This window comes from Streptomyces sp. NPDC025651, assembly GCF_055558735.1.
This window is the reverse complement of record NZ_JBVHLZ010000002.1, coordinates 345,347-361,874: the sequence shown is the minus strand read 5'-3', so window position 1 is coordinate 361,874 and position 16,528 is coordinate 345,347. Positions and strand designations below refer to the sequence as shown.

Annotated in this window: 14 protein-coding genes; 5 read left to right on the top strand and 9 right to left on the bottom strand. The window is 70.4% G+C overall.

The genetic code is table 11. The features are described from left to right. Window positions 1-28: 28 nt before the first annotated feature. Window positions 29-859, top strand: a complete 831-nt coding sequence (locus ACZ4D5_RS09585) for an MBL fold metallo-hydrolase (RefSeq protein WP_467771787.1) — start codon at window positions 29-31, stop codon at window positions 857-859. Here ACZ4D5_RS09585 and ACZ4D5_RS09580 read toward each other — a convergent pair. Further along, window positions 816-1,676, bottom strand: a complete 861-nt coding sequence (locus tag ACZ4D5_RS09580) for a nucleotidyltransferase domain-containing protein (protein WP_467771786.1) — start codon at window positions 1,674-1,676, stop codon at window positions 816-818. The genes ACZ4D5_RS09585 and ACZ4D5_RS09580 overlap by 44 nt on opposite strands. Before the next feature lie 139 nt (window positions 1,677-1,815). Next, window positions 1,816-2,490 carry a Crp/Fnr family transcriptional regulator gene (locus ACZ4D5_RS09575; RefSeq protein WP_016642758.1) on the bottom strand — a complete coding sequence of 225 codons (675 nt, stop codon included), beginning with the start codon at window positions 2,488-2,490 and terminating at the stop codon, window positions 1,816-1,818. Between the two features lie 405 nt (window positions 2,491-2,895). Here ACZ4D5_RS09575 and nth point away from each other — a divergent pair, with 405 nt between their 5' ends. From nth to ACZ4D5_RS09560, 3 genes are all read left to right on the top strand, one after another. Beyond that, entirely contained in the window at window positions 2,896-3,858 is a 963-nt protein-coding gene (nth, locus tag ACZ4D5_RS09570; RefSeq protein ID WP_467771785.1) for an endonuclease III, read from the top strand. Window positions 3,859-3,923: 65 nt separating this feature from the next. Then, window positions 3,924-4,712, top strand: a complete 789-nt coding sequence (locus ACZ4D5_RS09565) for an NUDIX hydrolase (protein ID WP_467771784.1) — start codon at window positions 3,924-3,926, stop codon at window positions 4,710-4,712. A 49-nt stretch (window positions 4,713-4,761) separates the two neighbouring features. After that, the gene (locus ACZ4D5_RS09560; RefSeq protein WP_467771783.1) at window positions 4,762-5,967 is read left to right on the top strand and encodes a MarP family serine protease; all 1,206 of its coding nucleotides are present in this window, start codon (window positions 4,762-4,764) and stop codon (window positions 5,965-5,967) included. A 30-nt stretch (window positions 5,968-5,997) separates the two neighbouring features. On the opposite strand, the gene ACZ4D5_RS09555 is transcribed toward ACZ4D5_RS09560, so the two are convergent. From ACZ4D5_RS09555 to ACZ4D5_RS09530, 6 genes are all read right to left on the bottom strand, one after another. Then, window positions 5,998-6,186, bottom strand: coding sequence for a hypothetical protein (locus ACZ4D5_RS09555; protein ID WP_362329985.1), 189 nt, complete (start codon window positions 6,184-6,186; stop codon window positions 5,998-6,000). Between the two features lie 149 nt (window positions 6,187-6,335). Then, window positions 6,336-7,295: an alpha/beta fold hydrolase gene (locus ACZ4D5_RS09550; RefSeq protein WP_467771782.1), complete on the bottom strand. Its 960-nt coding sequence runs from the start codon at window positions 7,293-7,295 to the stop codon at window positions 6,336-6,338. After that, the gene (locus ACZ4D5_RS09545) at window positions 7,292-7,789 is read right to left on the bottom strand and encodes a phage holin family protein (RefSeq protein ID WP_362329992.1); all 498 of its coding nucleotides are present in this window, start codon (window positions 7,787-7,789) and stop codon (window positions 7,292-7,294) included. Before ACZ4D5_RS09545 ends, ACZ4D5_RS09550 begins: the two co-directional genes overlap by 4 nt. A gap of 52 nt (window positions 7,790-7,841) precedes the next feature. After that, window positions 7,842-9,242 carry a Na+/H+ antiporter NhaA gene (nhaA, locus tag ACZ4D5_RS09540; protein WP_467771781.1) on the bottom strand — a complete coding sequence of 467 codons (1,401 nt, stop codon included), beginning with the start codon at window positions 9,240-9,242 and terminating at the stop codon, window positions 7,842-7,844. A gap of 219 nt (window positions 9,243-9,461) precedes the next feature. After that, entirely contained in the window at window positions 9,462-11,420 is a 1,959-nt protein-coding gene (gene acs, locus ACZ4D5_RS09535; protein ID WP_467771780.1) for an acetate--CoA ligase, read from the bottom strand. A gap of 126 nt (window positions 11,421-11,546) precedes the next feature. Beyond that, window positions 11,547-13,871 (bottom strand): bifunctional SulP family inorganic anion transporter/carbonic anhydrase, encoded by a 2,325-nt coding sequence (locus ACZ4D5_RS09530; RefSeq protein WP_467771779.1) that lies wholly within the window; start codon window positions 13,869-13,871, stop codon window positions 11,547-11,549. A gap of 298 nt (window positions 13,872-14,169) precedes the next feature. On the opposite strand from ACZ4D5_RS09530, the gene ACZ4D5_RS09525 reads away from it, so the two are divergent. Then, window positions 14,170-15,441, top strand: coding sequence for a polysaccharide deacetylase family protein (locus ACZ4D5_RS09525; RefSeq protein WP_467771778.1), 1,272 nt, complete (start codon window positions 14,170-14,172; stop codon window positions 15,439-15,441). Window positions 15,442-15,456: 15 nt separating this feature from the next. Here the strand turns inward: ACZ4D5_RS09525 and ACZ4D5_RS09520 are convergent, their stop codons facing one another. Then, on the bottom strand, window positions 15,457-16,437 hold the full coding sequence (locus ACZ4D5_RS09520) for an ATP-binding protein (RefSeq protein ID WP_467771777.1): 981 nt from the start codon (window positions 16,435-16,437) through the stop codon (window positions 15,457-15,459). Between the last annotated feature and the right edge of the window lie 91 nt (window positions 16,438-16,528).

Here is a 16,528-nt window from a genome sequence, read left to right as displayed (position 1 = left end):
TCCCCGCCCCGACAGGAGTCACCACCGCATGACCGATGCCGCAGCCCTCCCCGGCCAGCCGCGCGGCGGAGTCCTCAGCGGCCCCGCCACCGCCCGCGCGGTGAACGTCCTCGCGCCCAACCCCTCAGCGATGACCCTGGACGGCACGAACACCTGGATCGTCTCGGAGCCGGACTCCCCGCTCGCGGTGGTCGTCGACCCGGGCCCGCTGGACGACGCCCACCTGAGCCACGTCATCGAGACCGCCGAGAAGGCCGGCAAGCGCGTGGCCCTGACCCTGCTCACCCACGGCCACCCCGACCACGCCGAGGGCGCCGCCCGCTTCGCCGAGCTGACCCGCACTCACGTACGCGCCCTCGACCCCGCCCTGCGCCTCGGCGACGAGGGCCTCGCCGCCGGAGACGTGATCACCACCGGCGGCCTGGAGATGCGCGTCGTCCCCACCCCCGGCCACACCGCGGACTCCCTCTGCTTCCACCTCCCCGCCGACCGCGCGGTCCTGACGGGCGACACGATCCTCGGCCGCGGCACGACGGTCGTGGCGCACCCCGACGGCCGTCTGGGCGACTATCTCGACTCCCTGCGCCGCCTGCGCTCCCTGACGGTCGACGACGGCGTCCACACGGTCCTGCCGGGCCACGGCCCGGTCCTGGAGGACGCCCAGGGAGCCGTCGAGTTCTACCTCGCGCACCGGGCCAACCGCCTGGCCCAGGTCGAGACGGCCGTGGAGAACGGCCACGTGGAGGCCGCCGACGTCGTCGCGCACGTGTACGCCGACGTGGACCGCTCCCTGTGGCCCGCCGCGGAGCTCTCCGTCAGGGCGCAGCTGGACTATCTGCGGGAGCACGGCCTGATCTGACGACGGGTTCGCGCGGTGCCTTCACGCCGTGCGTCGCCGCGTACTCGGCGGCCAGCCACGGCCCGACCTCCTCGGTGTAGGAGGCGAGAAGGTCCCGGTCGGCCACGGGTTCGTACGCGACGGCGGCGGCGCCACGGATCGGCTCGCCCCACTGCGGGTAGTACCGCGCGAACACCTCCGCCATCTCGCCGAGGTCGCTGGTCCAGCCGCCCCACCGCGGCATGACGAGCGTGAAGGCGGTCCGCACGAGGTGCCGCGAGACGAGGCGGCACACCCGCCGCAGCTCGGCGTCGTCGGAGGCCGCGGCGGCCTGCTCGCGCCACCGCGGCAGGAACAGCGCGAGGTCGCCGTTGGTCTCACGGGCGAGCAGCCCGTCGGGACGGTAGCGCGGCAGGAACTCGGCGAGGTCGTCGCCGAGCAGCGGCGTGCAGAGGCAGGCGACGAACCACCCCAGGTCGTACGTCTCCAGAGAGCTCAGCACCCGCTCCCGCCCGAGCAGCAGCGCCCCGGCCCCGTCGATCTGTTCGAACTCCGCGTCGAGCGCATGCTCCAGGGCGTCGACGGCGGCCCGGTCGGCCTCGGCGGGCTCGTCGCGCAGGACGATCAGCAGATCGAGGTCCGACCGCCCGACCCGCGCGGTGCCCCGGGGAACGGATCCGTAGAGGTACGCGCTGTCCAGCCGTGTCCCGAACAGCGCGAGCACGCGGTCGCGCGCCGCGGCGACGACGGGCCGGAACGCGTCCGGCACGCGCGCGAGGGATCCCTCCCGCGCGATGAAACCCTGAGCATCAAGTCCGATGGTGACACAGCTCGTCATGAGCCAACTGTGCAGCGGTCCCCACCACGGATCACCTCATTTACCCGAGCCGACGCCCCGTGAGACCACCCGCCTTGCCCAACGCGCGAATGGGCCCCGCCTCCCAGGAGGCAGGGCCCATTCGCGTACGGACAGAGCGTCAGCGCGAGCGCTTGGCGAGCCGCTCCACGTCCAGCAGGATCACGGCGCGGGCCTCGAGCCGCAGCCACCCGCGTCCCGCGAAGTCCGCGAGCGCCTTGTTGACCGTCTCGCGGGAGGCGCCGACCAGCTGGGCGAGCTCTTCCTGCGTGAGGTCGTGCACGACGTGGATGCCCTCCTCGGACTGCACGCCGAAGCGGCGCGACAGGTCGAGCAGCGCGCGGGCCACACGGCCCGGCACGTCGGAGAAGACCAGGTCGGACATCTGGTCGTTGGTCTTGCGCAGGCGCCGGGCGACGGCGCGCAGCAGCGCGGCGGCCACCTCGGGCCGGGCGTTCAGCCACGGCTGGAGGTCGCCGTGGCCCAGGCCGAGCAGCTTCACCTCGGTGAGGGCGGAGGCCGTGGCGGTCCGCGGGCCCGGGTCGAAGAGCGACAGCTCACCGATGAGCTCGCCGGGGCCGAGCACCGCGAGCATGTTCTCGCGGCCGTCGGGCGAGGTGCGGTGCAGCTTCACCTTGCCCTCGGTGACCACGTACAGGCGGTCTCCGGGGTCGCCCTCATGGAAAAGAGCATCCCCGCGCGCGAGCGTCACCTCACTCATGGAGGCGCGGAGCTCCGCGGCCTGCTCGTCATCGAGCGCCGCGAAGAGCGGGGCGCGCCGCAGAACGTCGTCCACGAGTTCTCTCCTTGTCGACCTGCTCAGGGGATCTTGGTTCCCCCGCATATCAGGGGACCGTGTTCCCCATTTTGCCGGACGGTCCAAACAGTGTGATCAGTCACAAGTCTGCCGCACTGGCGTCGCATGCTGTGCGGGAGGGGGCCAATTGGGGGCCGATCCATGGGGTCGAGGACGGATGTCAGTGCCGGGCTCTAGGCTGGCCGGGTGTCCAAAAAGCCGGTGAGAGCGCAGGCCGAGGGGGCTGGGAAGGCGGCCGCACCCCGCGATTCCGCTGTGGGCGAACATGCGTCCGGCACCCGCAAGAAAGCGACAAAACGGACAACGTCGACGCATCCGCCAACGCCACCCCAGCGGACGACCACGCCCCCCGCACAAGAGCAGCCCCCGGCGAAGAAGGCACCCATGACAAAGAAGACGACGCCTCCGGCAAAGCCGGCGACCGCCTCCGCGAAGAAGCCGGCGACAGCCAAGAAGACGGCAGCCTCGGCCAAGAAGACGGCACCCGCAGCCAAGAAGGCCGCCTCCGCCAAGAAGGTCACCTCCGCCAAGGTCACCCCCGCTAAGGCGACCTCCACCAAAGCGGCCTCCCCCAAGGCCCCCCAGGAGTCCCGCACCGCCCTAGTCCGCCGCGCCCGGCGGATCAACCGTGAGCTCGCCGAGGTGTATTCGTACGCCCACCCCGAGCTGGACTTCGAGAACCCCTTCGAACTCCTGGTCGCCACGGTGCTCTCCGCGCAGACCACCGACCTGCGCGTGAACCAGACGACCCCCCGCCTCTTCGCCAAGTACCCGACCCCGGAGGACCTCGCCGCGGCCGTCCCCGAGGAGGTCGAGGAGCTGATCAGGCCCACCGGCTTCTTCCGGGCCAAGACGAAGTCGATCATGGGCCTGGCGAAGGCGCTGCGCGACGACTTCGGAGGCGAGGTCCCGGGCCGCCTCGACGACCTGGTCAAGCTGCCCGGCGTCGGCCGCAAGACCGCCTTCGTCGTCCTGGGCAACGCCTTCGGCGTCCCCGGCATCACCGTCGACACCCACTTCGGCCGCCTCGTCCGCCGCTGGAAGTGGACCGAGGAGACGGACCCGGAGAAGGTCGAGACGGCCGTCGCCGCGCTCTTCCCGAAGAGCGAGTGGACGATGCTCTCGCACCGCGTGATCTTCCACGGCCGCCGCATCTGCCACTCCCGCAAGCCCGCCTGCGGCGCCTGCCCGATCGCCCCGCTCTGTCCGTCGTACGGAGAGGGCGAGACCGACCCGGAGAAGGCGAAGAAGCTCCTGAAGTACGAGATGGGCGGCCTCCCGGGCCAGCGCCTGAAGCCGCCGGCGGACTACCCGGGCAAGCCGGCGCCCCCGCTCGCGGCGGGGTGACATCGCGGCGGGGCGGAACGAACCGAAGGGCCAAGAGCGTTCTCCAGAGACGGACGGGGGTGCCGATGACGCACGCGAGCGAGACGACGAACGCCACGAACAGCGATACGACCCACATGGACGGCGGTTTCCAGGAGGCCGACGGAAGGCGCGACAGGGGGCGCGGCCAGGCCGCCGGACAGGACGGCCACGGCCTCCTGAGCAAGGCCGGCCTGCCCCCGTGGCTGGACCCGGTCGTCCACGCCGCCGAGACCGTCCAGCCGCTCCAGCTGAGCCGCTTCCTGCCCCCGGAGAGCGGCGCCGGACGCCAGTCCGCCGTACTCGTCCTCTTCGGAGAGGGCGAGCAGGGCCCCGAACTGCTCCTGATGGAGCGCGCGGGCTCCCTCCGTTCGCACGCGGGGCAGCCCTCCTTCCCCGGCGGCGCCCTCGACCCCGAGGACGGCGACCCGCAGGCCGAAGGACCGCTGCGCGCCGCCCTGCGCGAGGCCGAGGAGGAGACGGGCCTCGACCCCCGGGGCGTCCAGCTCTTCGGCGTGCTGCCCCGCCTCTTCATCCCGGTGAGCGACTTCGTCGTGACGCCCGTGCTCGGCTGGTGGCGCACCCCGACCCCGGTGGGCGTCGTCGACCCGAACGAGACAGCCCGGGTCTTCACGGTCCCCGTGTCCGATCTCACGGACCCCGCGAATCGGGCGACGGCGGTCCACCCCAGCGGCCACCACGGCCCCGCCTTCCTCGTCGAGTCCGCTCTGGTCTGGGGTTTTACGGCCGGAGTGATCGATAGACTCCTGCACTTCGCAGGGTGGGAGCGCCCGTGGGACCGCGACAGGCAGGTCCCGCTCGACTGGCGCGCATGACAAGGTTGCGGGGACGTGGCGACCGCGATGCGAGGCGAGGATTGAATCGGTGAACGTGCTGGACGTCCTGTTGCTGCTCGCCGCGGTCTGGTTCGCGATCGTGGGCTATCGCCAGGGCTTCGTGGTCGGCATCCTCTCGGTGATCGGATTCCTGGGCGGCGGCCTCGTCGCCGTCTATCTGCTGCCGGTCATCTGGGACGCGCTCACGGACGACGACGCGGCCGCGGTGGGCACGACGGCGGCCGTGGTCGCCGTCGTCATCGTGATCGTCTGCGCCTCGATCGGCCAGGCCTTCACCACGCACCTCGGCAACAAACTCCGCAGATACATCACCTGGCAGCCCGCCCGCGCCCTGGACGCGACGGGCGGCGCCCTGGTGAACGTGGTGGCGATGCTCCTCGTCGCCTGGCTGATCGGCTCCGCCCTCGCGGGTACGACGCTGCCGACGCTCGGCAAGGAGGTGCGCAACTCCAAGGTCCTCCTCGGCGTCTCCCGCGCGCTGCCCGGCCAGGCCGACACCTGGTTCGCCGACTTCTCCTCGGTCCTCGCGCAGAACGGCTTCCCGCAGGTCTTCAGCCCGTTCTCGAACGAGCCGATCACGGAGGTCAGCCCGCCCGACCCCAAGCTCGCCAAGAGCCAGGTCGCCACGACCGCCAAGCGCTCCATCGTGAAGGTCCGCGGCGAGGCCCGCAGCTGCGGCAAGGTCCTCGAAGGCACCGGCTTCGTCTTCGCCGACCGCCGCGTGATGACGAACGCGCACGTGGTCGGCGGCGTGGACGAGCCGACCGTCCAGATAGGCGGCCAGAGCCAGGTGTACGACGCGAAGGTCGTCCTCTACGACTGGGAGCGGGACATCGCCGTACTGGACGTGCCCACGCTCAGGGCCCCGGCCCTGGAGTTCACGTCGAAGGACGCGTCCAGCGGCGCCGGCGCCATCGTCGCGGGCTTCCCCGAGGACGGCCCCTATGACGTCCGCCCCGCGCGCGTGCGGGGCCGCATCACGGCCAACGGCCCGGACATCTACCACCGGGGCACCGTGCGCCGCGATGTCTACTCGCTCTACGCGACCGTCCGCCAGGGCAACTCCGGCGGCCCGCTGCTCACACCCGACGGCAAGGTCTACGGCGTGGTCTTCGCGAAGTCCCTCGACGACCCGGACACCGGCTATGCGCTGACGGTGGACGAGGTGCGCGAGGACATCGAGCGGGGCCGCACCGCCAACCAAGAGGTCGACAGTCAGGGCTGCGCGCTCTAGAGCGGCAGTCGCAGGGCCCTCGGGACGGGGTCAGTCGCGCGTGTGCTTGAGCCGCGCGGAGACCCAGCGGGCCCTCCGGCGCAGAATGCGCGGAATCCCCATCTCCTGAGGGGGGCCGTGATGGCCCGGATCCTGTGGCCCGCCCCTCTCATGGCTGTTCAGCGCTGTGGCCGAGCGGCGATTGCGTGCTGCGTCACTGTAGTCGTGCGTCCAGCCCATACCCCGACGTGTGCCCGTGCCTCATGGTCGGTAACCGCGCACAGGGGCCCCAATTGGCCTATGCGCCAGGCAATTGGCGTTCGTAGGACAGGCGTTCCCACCCACCCCGGCCGACCCCGCCTCACCGATCCGGCCCAAGGCCCCCCGGGTCACCGATCCGGCTCGGGATCCTTCAGCCAGTTCACCAACTCCGTGGAGAACGCCACCGGGTCCTCCTCATGGGGGAAGTGCCCGAGACCGTCGAACAGGCGCCAGCGGTACGGCGCTTCGACGTACTCGCCGGAGCCCGCCGCGCTCCTCGTACGCATCACGGGGTCCAGCGACCCGTGCAGATGCAGCGTCGGCACCCGTACCGGCCGCTTCATGCGCCGGTTGAACTGGATGCCGTCCGGCCGCGCCATCGACCGCACCATCCAGCGGTACGGCTCGATCGAGCAGTGGGCCGTCGAGGGGATGCACATGGCCCGCTGGTACGTCTCCACCGTCTCGTCGTCCGGCAGCCGCGGCCCGGACCAGTCGCGGATCAGACGGCCCACCAGGGCTCCGTCGTCGGCGACCAGTTGACGCTCCGGCAGCCACGGCCGCTGGAAGCCCCACACGTACGAGCCCGCGGCGGTCTGCTTCCGGTCGGACAGCATCGCCGAGCGCCAGCGCCGCGGATGCGGCATCGAGGACACCGCGAGGCGGCGCACCAGCTTGGGCCGCATCACGGCCGCCGTCCACGCGAGATATCCGCCCAGGTCGTGCCCGACGAGCGCGGCATCCGGTTCGCCGAGCGACCGCACCACGCCCGTGATGTCGAGCGCGAGGTTCGCCGGGTCGTAACCGCGCGGCGTGCGGTCGCTGCCGCCCACGCCCCGCAGGTCCATCGCGACGGCCCGGAAGCCCGCGTCGGCGAGCGCCACCAGCTGGTGCCGCCACGACCACCAGAACTGCGGAAAGCCGTGCAGGAGCAGGACCAGCGGCCCGTCGCCCATCTCGGCGATGTGGAAGCGCGCGCCGTTGGCGGCCACGTCCCGGTGGGTCCAGGGCCCCTCGATGCGTACGACCGAGGCGGGTTGCGCCGAATGGGCGGCGGGCGTGGGGTCCTGAGGGGCGGGGTCCGTCATGAGGACGAGCGTGCCACAGCCTCCGCCGTCTCACCGACTCGATGGCTGACGGCACCCGCAGGGCTCACCGCGCGGGGATGCGGTTTGACGTTCCCCAGTACGGCAGCCGTCTCCTTGGCCGACGCGGCGACCTTCTGCGGGCCCTTGCCCTTCTTGGCCTTCTTGGCGAAGACGACGCCGATCAGCGCGAGCAGTCCGGCCACCAGCACATTGGCGGCGAAGGACAGCACGAAGCAGATCGCGAGGTTCCAGTCGCTCCAGGTGCGGATGCCGTACGCGAGCGCGAAACTCAGCATCGGCAGCGAGAAGATGAGGACCGCGCCTGCCGCGGCGAACGCGGCACCGCCGAGCGCACCGCGCTTGACGTCCTGTCGCAGCTGGGCCTTGGCCAGTGCGATCTCGTCGTGCACCAGCGCGGACATCTCACTGGTCGCCGTGGCGACCAGCTGGCCGAGGCTGCGCTCGGCGCCGACGGGACCGTCGGGTGAGCTCATCGCGTTCTCCCCTTTTTCTCTTCTGATCTCTTCTGAGATATGTCTGCTCAGATCATGCCGGACCGGCACCGTCCTCGCGTTCCCCACCCGAGACTTCGGCACGCCTGCGATGCTCGGCGGCCTTCTTCTCGTAGATGGCGGCCATCCGAAGGTGGTAGTCCGGATTGTCCATCTCGTAGATGTCGGGGATGCCGTCGAGGTCGTCGTCGCGCTCCTCGTCCTCGTACAGCTTGCGGTACTTGGCGTTCCGTATCTTCAGCAGAACCCCGGCGAACACCGCCGAGATGAGCGAGCCGATGAGGACGGCCGCCTTGATCTCGTCGGTCAGCAGCGGGTCCTCGGTGAAGGCGAGCTCACCGATCAGCAGCGACACGGTGAAGCCGATGCCGGCCAGCGAGGCGACCGCGAACACGTCGGGCCAGGCCAGGTCCTCGTTCAGCTCGGCCTTGGTGAAGCGCGCCGCGAGCCAGGTGCCGCCGAAGATGCCGACCGCCTTGCCGACCACGAGACCGAGCACCACACCGAGCGTCTCCGGCTGCGTGAACACGTCGCCAAGGGCGCCGCCCGTGACGGCGACACCGGCGCTGAACAGGGCGAACAGCGGCACGGCCAGGCCCGCGGAGAGCGGACGTACGAGATGCTCGATGTGCTCACCGGGGGAGTGCTGCTCACCGTCCTCCTTGTGGCAGCGCAGCATCAGGCCCATGGCGACACCGGCGATGGTGGCGTGGACGCCGCTGTTGTACATCAGGCCCCAGATGGCCAGCGCCAGCGGGAGGTAGATGTACCAGCCGCGCACCCGCTTCCTGAGCAGCAGCCAGAAGACGGCGAGGCCGAGGACGGCGCCGCCGAGGGCCGCGAAATTGAGGTCGCTGGTGAAGAAGACCGCGATGATCAGGATCGCGAAGAGGTCGTCGACGACGGCGAGCGTGAGCAGGAAGGCGCGCAGCGCGGACGGCAGGGAGGTGCCGATGACCGCGAGAACCGCGAGCGCGAAGGCGATGTCGGTCGCGGTCGGCACGGCCCAGCCGTCCATCGAGCCGCTGCCGAAGGTGTTGGTCAGGAAGTAGACGAGCGCGGGCACGGCCATGCCGCAGAGCGCGGCGACGACGGGCAGGGCCGCGGCCTTGGGGTCGCGCAGGTCGCCCGCGACGAGCTCACGCTTCAGCTCGATGCCCGCCACGAAGAAGAAGACGGCGAGCAGCCCGTCGGCCGCCCAGTGCTGGATGGAGAGGTCGAGCCCGAGCGACCCGGGGCCGATGTGGAAGGTGCGTACGGATTCGTACGAGCCGCCTGCGGTGTTCGCCCAGATCAGTGCGGTGACGGCCGCGACGAGCAGCAGGACACCGCCGACCGTCTCGGCGCGCAGGGCGTCGGCGACGAAGTTCCGCTCGGGGAGCGAGAGGCGTCCGAGCACCTTGTGCTTGTTGCTGCTGGGGGCGGGCGCGGCCACGTGAGTCGACCTCCGGTCGGGTAGGCAGGGCTGAGCACATGCCGACCAGACTTCCCGGCGCACCTAGGTACTTCTCGTCGCGTCTTCTTGTCGCGATGTTGACGCGATTCTTAGCTTACCTAACGTACGCCCGGACGAATCCAGTGATCTTCACCTTAAGCGCAAAAGGGGCACCCGGCGCGCTTGGCGCCGGGTGCCCTCATGCCATCCGAAGGGGATCTAGTCCTCGCTGGGCGCGGCCGGCAGCTTGGTCTGGATCAGGTCCATCACCGACGAGTCCGTGAGCGTGGTGACGTCACCGAGCTCGCGGTTCTCCGCGACGTCCCGAAGGAGGCGCCGCATGATCTTCCCGGACCGGGTCTTCGGCAGCTCGGCCACCGGAAGGACCCGCTTCGGCTTGGCGATCGGACCGAGCGTGGCGCCCACGTGGTTGCGCAGGTCCGCGACGAGCCCCTCGTCCTCGGCGTTCGCCGAGCCGCGCAGGATCACGAAGGCGACGATGGCCTGGCCCGTCGTCTCGTCCGCCGCGCCCACGACCGCCGCCTCGGCGACCGCGGGGTGCGAGACGAGCGCCGACTCGACCTCGGTGGTGGAGATGTTGTGCCCGGACACGAGCATCACGTCGTCCACGCGGCCGAGCAGCCAGATGTCGCCGTCCTCGTCCTTCTTGGCGCCGTCACCGGCGAAGTACCTGCCCTCGAAGCGCGACCAGTACGTGTCGATGAACCGCTGGTCGTCGCCCCAGATGGTGCGCAGCATCGACGGCCACGGCTCGGTCAGGACCAGGTAGCCACCGCCGCCGTTCGGCACCTCGTTCGCCTCGTCGTCGACGACGGTCGCGGAGATGCCGGGCAGCGGACGCTGCGCGGAACCGGGCTTGGTCTCGGTCACGCCCGGCAGCGGCGCGATCATCATCGCGCCGGTCTCGGTCTGCCACCAGGTGTCCACGATGGGGCACGTGTCGCCGCCGATGTGCTTGCGGTACCACATCCACGCCTCGGGGTTGATCGGCTCGCCGACCGACCCGAGGACCCGCAGCGACGACAGGTCGAACTTCGCGGGGATGTCGTCGCCCCACTTCATGAACGTACGGATCGCCGTCGGCGCCGTGTAGAGGATCGTGACCCCGTACTTCTGGACGATCTCCCAGAAGCGGCCCTGGTGGGGGGTGTCGGGGGTGCCCTCGTACATCACCTGGGTCGCGCCGTTCGCCAGCGGGCCGTACGTGATGTACGAGTGGCCGGTGACCCAGCCGATGTCGGCCGTGCACCAGTAGACGTCGGTCTCCGGCTTGAGGTCGAAGACGGCGTGGTGGGTGTACGACGCCTGTGTGAGGTAGCCGCCGGAGGTGTGCAGGATGCCCTTCGGCTTACCCGTGGTGCCCGAGGTGTAGAGGATGAAGAGCGGGTGCTCCGCGTCGAAGGCCTCGGGGGTGTGCTCGGCGGACTGCTTCTGCGTGATCTCGTGCCACCACACGTCGCGGCCCTCGGTCCACGCCACGTCCTGCTTGGTGCGCTGGACGACGAGGACGTTCCGCACCCCCTCGACCCGGCTCACGGCCTCGTCCACGGCGGGCTTCAGCGCGGAGGGCTTGCCCCGGCGGTAGCCGCCGTCGGAGGTGATGACGACCTTGGCGTCGGCGTCCTTGATGCGGGCCGCGATGGCGTCGGCGGAGAAGCCGCCGAAGACCACCGAGTGGGCGGCGCCGATGCGGGCGCAGGCCAGCATCGCGACGACCGCCTCGGGGATCATCGGCAGATAGACGGCGACGCGGTCGCCCTTCTGGACGCCCAGCTCGGTCAGGGCGTTGGCGGCCCTGCTGACCTCGTCCTTCAGCTGCGCGTAGGTGATGGCCCGGCTGTCGCCGGGCTCACCCTCGAAGTGGATCGCGACGCGGTCGCCGTTGCCCGCCTCGACGTGGCGGTCGACGCAGTTGTACGCGACGTTGAGCTTGCCGTCGGCGAACCACTTGGCGAACGGCGGGTTCGACCAGTCGAGCGTCTCGGTCGGCTCCGTGGCCCAGGTCAGCCGGCGGGCCTGCTCGGCCCAGAAGCCGAGCCGGTCAGCCTTGGCCTGTTCGTACGCCTCCGCGGTGACGTTCGCGGCGGCTGCCAGCTCCGCCGGCGGCGCGAAGCGACGCTCCTCCTTCAAGAGGTTGGCCAGGCTTTCGTTGCTCACGACATCTCCCTTGCGCTGCTTTGCCGGAGGCGACCGTTGTGTCCGAAGCCACAGCTCATCAGACACAACCCGTGGTGACAAGGGTCTGCCGAAAATTGGTTTAGACCTTTACCTGGACGGTGTTCGCTAGACCTTGACCCGTGCTGTGGGCGCCACTTGATCGAAGACCTCGTCGGGGAGTTGCTCGGCGTCGGTGCCCTCCGTGAGCAGATAGGCCTGCGCCTCTCCGACGTGGAAGTACATACCGTGCAGCTCGAGATCACCGTCGGCAAGGCGGCGCGCGACTGATTCATGCGCCCTCAAGTGCTCCAGCTGCTGGACCACATTGGTGAGGCAGAGCTGCTCGACCGCGTCCGCGGGCGCCCGCCCGGCGAGCCGCGCCCACGCCCTGTCCTGCGCGCCCATCCGCTCCAGGCTCGGCAGGCCGTGCCGCAGCCACCGCTTGAGCGGCGTCTGGGCGCCCCCGGGCGGGGTGTTGAGCAGCGCCTGCATCGCGCCGCACCCGGAGTGCCCGCACACGGTGATGGACCGCACCTTGAGCACGTCGACCGCGTACTCGATCGCGGCCCCCACCGAGTCGTCCCCGCTCTCGGCGCCCGGCAGCGGCACCAGATTGCCCACATTGCGTACGACGAAGAGGTCACCGGGACCGCTTGAAGTGATCATCGAGGTGACGACCCGGGAGTCCGCGCAGGTCAGGAAGAGCTGCGCGGGCTGCTGCCCCTCACGCGCGAGGCGGGCGAGCTCGCCGCGCACATGGGGCGCCGTGTTCCGCTGGAAGGCGCTGATCCCGCTGGCCAGTTGGTGGCTGCTGGGCCGCCCGGTCTGCTCCTCCTCCTGCGGTCGGTCGCAGTGGTGGTTGCGCCACGGCGTCCAGGGGCGGCAGCAGGAGTGCGAGGCGCTGGCGGGCTCGGCGATGCGGGTCCCGGCGCGCCCGGTGATCTCGACGGTGCCACCCTGCGAGCTGTGCTCGTCCTGCCAGCACTGCAGCGACTCGTACGCGGCGTGGTCCATGAAGGATCCGTCCAACTCCACGACGGCATCGGATCCTTGGGGGACAAGGTGCAGTGCCCTGCTGAGCCGGGGCACGGCGAGGAACGTCAACTGCCCGCGTACGCGGATGTGGTGGACGCCGTCCTCCTCGCAGTGGGTGATCCGGGTGCGGGCCAGGCGGTGCAGCGAGACGGCGACGGCGACGGCGACACCGAGCGCCACGCCCTCGAGCACGCCGAGGAGGACCACGCCGAGGGTGGTGACGGCGTAGACGAGGATCTCGCGGTGGCGGGTGATCGTACGGATGTGGTTCAGGCTGACCATCTGGATGCCGACGAACATGACGAGCGCGGCGAGCGCGGCGAGGGGGATCAGCTCCAGGACGGGCACCAGGAGCAGCGCGGCCACCACTACCCAAACGCCGTGCAGGATCGTGGAGTTCCTGCTGACGGCGCCCGCTCGCACATTGGCGACACTGCGCACGGCGACCCCGGCGACGGGCAGTCCGCCGAGCGCCCCGGAGACGATGTTGGCGCTGCCCTGGCCGAGCAGTTCGCGGTTGAGGTCGGAGCGGCGCACGCCCACGTGCAGCTCGGGCTGCCTGGCGACGAGCTTGTCGATGGCGACGGCGCCGAGCAGCGACTGCACGCTGCACACCAGCGTGATGGTGAGGACGGCGGCGACGAGCCCGAGCGCGGGCCCTTCGGGCAGTCCGGCGAGCGCGTGACTGCGCCACGAGGGCAGGTCGACCTCGTCGACCCGGAGTCCGGCGAGCTGGGTGACGGCCGTCGCCGCGGCCACGGAGACGAGCGCCGCGGGCATGATCCGGGCGATGCGCCCCACCCGCCCGGGGATCCGCGGCCAGAGCAGCAGGATCGCCAGCGTGAGGACGCTGATCGTCAGGGCGGCCGGATGCAGGTCGGCCAACTGGGCCGGAAGCGCGCGGAGGTTGTCGAGCACGGCGCTCTGGGGGGTGCCGCCGAGCACGATGTGCAGTTGGGCGACGGCGATGGTGACACCGATGCCGGCCAGCATGCCGTGCACGACGGCGGGGCTCACGGCGAGCGCGGTGCGGGCCACACGCAGGCAGCCGAGGCCGAGTTGGGCGATTCCGGCGAGGACGGTGATGGCGCAGGTGGTCCGCCAGCCGTACCGGTGGATGAGGTCGGCGGTGACGACGGTGAGGCCGGCGGCGGGGCCGCTGACCTGGAGCGGGGATCCGCCGAGCGCTCCGGCGAGGATGCCGCCGACGGCGGCGGCGACGAGGCCCGCCTGGAGCGGTGCTCCGGTGGCGAGGGCGATGCCGAGGGACAGCGGCAGGGCGATCAGGAAGACGGCGACCGACGCGGAGAGGTCGGCGCCCGCGATGCGGAACCTCTTGCCGGGCGGCGGCGCGTGGGGCTTGTGGGCGCGTGGCGTGTGGGCCGAGTCGGTGGTGCGAGTGACGCAGGCAGACATGTTTCCCGTCTCCTCCGGGGCAGCGCGGTCGCGGGACAAGGGGGCCTCCGGAGGCCTCCGGAGGTCGGGTCGCGGCCGTGGGTCACGGCGTTGCAGCGGCGGGATATCTCAACTCTCGGTAAATGAACCGTAATGCAGAGTAAAGGTCGTGGACGGATTATCGGGGCAAATGGGGCAATCGATCACCCTGATGAGTGAATAAGGAATGTGGTCGGCTTGTCGGAACGTGACATTCCGTACTCCGTGCGAGGTTGCTGCAGATCTGTCCCGACTTGCACGGAAAGAAGGTGGGCGGAACATGGCCGCCACCCGGAGGATCGCCGCGAGCCTCACCGCCCTCGTGGCGTGCGTAGCGGCACTGGCCGGCTGTGCCGGTGGCGAGACCGGCACGAAGGAAGGCGCCCCCGGCGCGAAGAAGGCGGCCGGAGCCCCGGCCCCCAAGAGCGCCGTCCGCATGATCGGCGACGGCTCCACGGCCTTCACCGGAACGCAGCCGAACCTGCCGAGACCGGCCCGCATGAAGCCGGGCCAGAAGCCGCCCCAGTTCGTGGTCTTCTCCTGGGACGGTGCCGGCGAGGACAGCCAGAAGCTGTTCTCGCACTTCCGCAAGGTGGCCAAGCGCAACAACGCCACGATGACCTACTTCCTCAGCGGCGTGTACATGCTCCCCGAGGAGAAGCGCAGACTCTACAAGCCGCCGCAGCACCTGGCGGGCAGCTCGGACATCGGCTTCAACGACCGCCAGGGGATCAAGGACACCGTGGACCAGCTCCGCGGCGCCTGGCTGGAGGGCAACGAGGTCGGCACGCACTTCAACGGCCACTTCTGCGGCAGCGGCCGCGGGGTCGGCGAGTGGTCCGTCGAGGACTGGAAGAGCGAGATCAACCAGGCCAAGTCCTTTGTGAAGGCCTGGAAGACCAACACGGGCATGAAGAAGGCGCAGCCCCTGCCCTTCGACTACGACAAGGAACTGATCGGCGCCCGCACCCCCTGTCTCGAGGGCCGCAAGAACTTCATGCGCGCCGCCCGCGAGCTGGGCTTCCGCTACGACACCAGCGGCGTCAACAACCAGCTCTGGCCCAAGAAGAAGGAGGGGCTGTGGGACCTGTCGATGCAGCTCGTCCCGGTCCCCGGCCGCCAGTTCGAGACACTCACCATGGACTACAACTTCATGGTCAACCAGTCCGGATCGACCTCGCACGGCGACCCCGCCAAGCACGAGTACTGGGGCAACCAGATGCGTGACGGCCTGCTCCAGGGCTTCGACCGCGCCTACAAGGGCAACCGTGCGCCGCTGATCATCGGCAACCACTTCGAGTCCTGGAACGGCGGCACGTACATGCGCGCCATCGAGGAGACCGTCGAGCGCGTCTGCACCAAGCCCGAGGTGCGCTGCGTCTCCTTCCGCCAACTCGCGGACTGGCTCGACGCGCAGGACCCGAAGACGCTGGCCAAGCTGACCGGACTGCCGGTCGGCAAGGCGCCGAAGGAAGGCTGGGCGGCGTTCCTCTCCGCCCAGCCCGCACCGGCCCCGAAGGGCGTCCCCGGCGCTCCTGCGGTCAAGCAGTAGCACCCGCGGGGCCGTTCAGGCCGTGGCGACCATCTGTTCGCGCAGCACGAAGTCGGGGTCGACCTGGGCAGCCAGGTCGGCACCCGTCCGCTCGTTCCCCCAACTCTGCGCGTTCTTCAGGTGGAAGTGGACCATCTGGCGGGTGTACCGCTCCCAGTCCCGCTGGTCGTACGCGGCGTCGACGGCAGCCTGAAGCGCGTGCAGGGAACGGCGGTTGTCCTCCTCCAGGAGCTCGAACCGGGGCGGGCGGCCCTTCTCCATGGCGCGCACCCAGTCCGAGTGCCCGACGGTCACCAGGAGGTCGTCGCCGACCTGCTCGCGCAGGAAGTCGACGTCGTCCTGGCCCTGGACCTTGTTGCCCACGACCTTGAGGGCGACGCCGAAGTCCCGTGCGTACTCCTTGTACTGGCGATAGACGGAGACCCCCTTCTTCGTCGGCTCGGCCACCAGGAACGTCATGTCGAAGCGCGTGAACATGCCGGAGGCGAAGGAGTCCGAGCCGGCGGTCATGTCCACGACCGCGTACTCGTCACGGCCGTCGATCAGGTGGTTCAGGCACAGCTCCACCGCTCCCGTCTTGGAGTGGTAGCAGGCGACACCGAGGTCGGATTCGGTGAACGGCCCGGTGACCATCAAACGTACGCCGGCGTCGTCGAGTTCCACCGGCCGCGCGCACGCGTCGTACACCGGGTTGTCCTCGCGCACCCGCAGGAGCCGCGAGCCCTCGCCCGGGGGCGTCGTCTTGATCATCGTGTCGGCGGAGGCGATGCGCGGGTTCGAGCCCCGCAGGTACTCCTTGATCAGGGGCAGGCGCGCGCCCAGGGCGGGCAGCTCGGCGGCCTCCGCCTCGTCGAGGCCGAGCGCGGGGCCCAGGTGCTGGTTGATGTCGGCGTCCACCGCGATGACGGGCGCGCCGGTGGCGGCGAGGTGGCGGATGAAGAGCGAGGACAGCGTGGTCTTGCCGCTGCCGCCCTTCCCTACGAAAGCGATTTTCATGACCACGAAGGGTAGTCGCTCGATCACGACTGGTGCCCGGCTCGCGTGAAGAAGACCACTCCTTCGTGGAGCGGCGCCCTGAAGTACGTAG

Bases quoted from the DNA above. Each gene is read 5' to 3' on its own strand.
- ACZ4D5_RS09585 (WP_467771787.1), top strand. From the start codon at position 29: ATGACCGATGCCGCAGCCCTCCCCGGCCAGCCGCGCGGCGGAGTCCTC.
- ACZ4D5_RS09580 (WP_467771786.1), bottom strand. From the start codon at position 1,676: ATGACGAGCTGTGTCACCATCGGACTTGATGCTCAGGGTTTCATCGCG.
- nth (WP_467771785.1), top strand. From the start codon at position 2,896: ATGACAAAGAAGACGACGCCTCCGGCAAAGCCGGCGACCGCCTCCGCG.
- ACZ4D5_RS09565 (WP_467771784.1), top strand. From the start codon at position 3,924: ATGACGCACGCGAGCGAGACGACGAACGCCACGAACAGCGATACGACC.
- ACZ4D5_RS09555 (WP_362329985.1), bottom strand. From the start codon at position 6,186: ATGGGCTGGACGCACGACTACAGTGACGCAGCACGCAATCGCCGCTCG.
- ACZ4D5_RS09550 (WP_467771782.1), bottom strand. From the start codon at position 7,295: ATGACGGACCCCGCCCCTCAGGACCCCACGCCCGCCGCCCATTCGGCG.
- ACZ4D5_RS09545 (WP_362329992.1), bottom strand. From the start codon at position 7,789: ATGAGCTCACCCGACGGTCCCGTCGGCGCCGAGCGCAGCCTCGGCCAG.
- ACZ4D5_RS09530 (WP_467771779.1), bottom strand. From the start codon at position 13,871: ATGTCTGCCTGCGTCACTCGCACCACCGACTCGGCCCACACGCCACGC.
- ACZ4D5_RS09525 (WP_467771778.1), top strand. From the start codon at position 14,170: ATGGCCGCCACCCGGAGGATCGCCGCGAGCCTCACCGCCCTCGTGGCG.
- ACZ4D5_RS09520 (WP_467771777.1), bottom strand. From the start codon at position 16,437: ATGAAAATCGCTTTCGTAGGGAAGGGCGGCAGCGGCAAGACCACGCTG.